The sequence below is a fragment of the Corallococcus llansteffanensis genome (genome assembly GCF_003612055.1).
In the GTDB taxonomy this organism is placed as follows: domain Bacteria; phylum Myxococcota; class Myxococcia; order Myxococcales; family Myxococcaceae; genus Corallococcus; species Corallococcus llansteffanensis.
Map to the genome: position 1 here is coordinate 1 of NZ_RAWB01000901.1, position 2,365 is coordinate 2,365.

Annotated in this window: 1 protein-coding gene; it reads right to left on the reverse strand. The window is 73.7% G+C overall.

Annotation, left to right across the window (positions count from 1 at the left end; genetic code table 11):
- Positions 1 to 13: 13 nt before the first annotated feature.
- Positions 14 to 2,365 (reverse strand): type 2 lanthipeptide synthetase LanM (lanM, locus tag D7V93_RS41850; RefSeq protein WP_208723328.1); only part of this gene is annotated, 2,352 nt, incomplete at its 5' end.

Here is a 2,365-nt window from a genome sequence, read left to right on the forward strand (position 1 = left end):
AGACCAGCCCGCCTCAGCCCAGGAACCCGCCCACCGAGGCGGGCTGGTGGCGGGGCTCGCCCTGCTTGCGACCCATCGTCCTCACGGCGCCCCACGCCAGCTCGCGATACCGCGCCTGCCCCGTCAGCTCGCCGAGCCAGGCCAGGAAGAGCGCCACCCCCGGCAGCCCGCCGTACAGGTCCAGCCCGAGCGGGCTCAGGCGCCACTGGCGGGTCCACCCCAGGGTGAGCCCGAACCAGGAGCACTCCTCCCGCGAGCCCACCGCCAGCATCTCCAGCTGGTCTCCGATGGCGCACGCCGCCTCCAGGAGCTGCTCGCGCGAGGCGGGGCCCCTGGCGGCCACGGGCGTGTGGCGGGCGAGGCTGAGCGGATCCGTGTCGATGGCCAGCGTGGCGAACGAGGCGCGGATGGCCCAGACCTGCTTCGCATGGTCCTGCGCCCCCAGCCGCGCCACCTGCTCGCGCAGCCGGTCCAGGCCCTTCTCGGCGAAGACGTCCGGAATCTCCTCCCCGGGTTCGCCCCAGACGCTCCGGCTGCCGGGCACCGTGGTGAAGAGCGGCACGTCGCCGCGCTCCAGCGCCTGGCGCTCGGCGTGGCCGACCTGGTCCAGGAACGGGAACCGGTCCGTGTTCAGCCACAGCCGCTCGAAGAAGCGGTCCCGGTCCAGCGCGTTGCGCAGCAGGTCCGGGTGGAAGCTCTCCAGGAGCATGGTCTTGTAGACGAACGTGGGCCGCAGCAGCGTCCGCACCTCGACGTGGGCGAAGCGGGACAGCAGGCCCCACGCCTCCACCAGCGCGTCCCGGTGCTGGAGCAGCAGCGCGTAGACCTCGCTGAAGCCCTGCACGACGCAGTCCTGGTACTGGAACAGGTCGATGTCCGCGCCGTTGAGGGTGGGGCGGTTGAGGCCCCGCCGGAAGCTGCGGGCCTTGCGGGTGAAGTGGAGCTGGTCCGTCCCGGCGGCCTCCACCGCGGGCGCGTGCCGGTTGCCGGACTGGCCCTCGGGGTTGCCCATGCCGCTGATGTCCACGCCGGCCGTGCGAGGGTCCTCCCACGCGCGCCCGGGCAGCAGGCCCACGCGGAGGACGGAGGCGAACACCTCCTGCTCGCGCAGCAGCAGGTCCGGCTGTTCGGTCAACCGCAGCGGCGGGTGGAGCAGCGACTCCAGGTCCACCAGGACGGGGTGCTCGCCCGCGGCGATGACGTTCTCGAAGTGGAAGTCCGTCCCCTCCAGCAGGTACAGCAGGGCCAGGTAGCCCCCATGGCGCTGGTAGAAGCGCTTCACCTGCGCCTCGTCGGTGCAGGGCGCGGCCTCCACGCAGTGCACCCAGCCGTAGCCGGGGCGCTCGACGCGGGGCACGCGCGGGAAGGGGGCCGACACGCCGCGCGCGTTGACCCACTCCAGCAGCGCGTCGAAGTGGCGGTCGGTCTCCAGCGAGCGCGGCTTGTAGATGACGCTGAACCCCGAGGAGAACGTGGCGCGCATGACCGAGCGTCCGCCCCGGTGGACATCCCCCAGGCCCGCGCTCACCGCCGTCAGCTTCCCGGGCTCACCGTCCGCGGCCAGCACCCGGCGGAGCTCCGTCCAGTCCGCGCACAGCCGCTGGAGGAACTCCAGGCCCGTGTCGACCCACAGGCCCACCCGCGTCACCAGGTGCCGGGCCAGCAGCGGGTACTCGCGGTAGAGCGTCCGCAGCGCGTCGGGGGTCCGCAGGCGCCTCACGAAGTGCTGGAAGCGCTCCGGCGGCGTCGCGCCGTCGAGCTGTCCCGAGAGCCGCGCCACGTGCAGCTCCAGCACGAGCGTCCGGCTCAGCATGTCCAGCGTCACCTGGGGCAGCGCCGCGAAGAGCGCGGCGCCCACCGTGTCCGGGTGGAACGGGACGTCCTCCCGCGAGGCCACGAGCGCGGCGATGCCGGCCTGGAGCCGCTCGAAACCCTGGTGGAGGAACGGCTCGGCGGCGACGATGAGGCTCGCGTTCGGGTGGGCCCGGAACGACTCGGGGTAGGGCAGCCGGACGGTGGGCGCGGGCCTGTCCAGGGCCTGCTCGATGTCCAGCATCCAGGCCGGTGGCGCGGGCAGCCGCGCGCGCACCGCTTCGATGGGCTCCGCGAGCAGCCGCAGGAAGTCGTCCTGGCCGAGGCCCGCGGCGTGGAGCCGCTGCGCGAACGCCGCGTCATCCGACAGGGGCGGCTTCTCGCGCCAGCGCTTGAGCCGGCGCTCCGCGAGGCCCAGGTCCACCGGACCCGACGTGTCCGGGCAGGCGCGCAGGCCAGCGATGCGCTCGGTGAGCGTGAGGGCGTGATACCAGGCGATGTCGGGTGGCGGCTGGGGCATGGAGGGGCTTGCGTCCACGCAACGCCCCCTGGG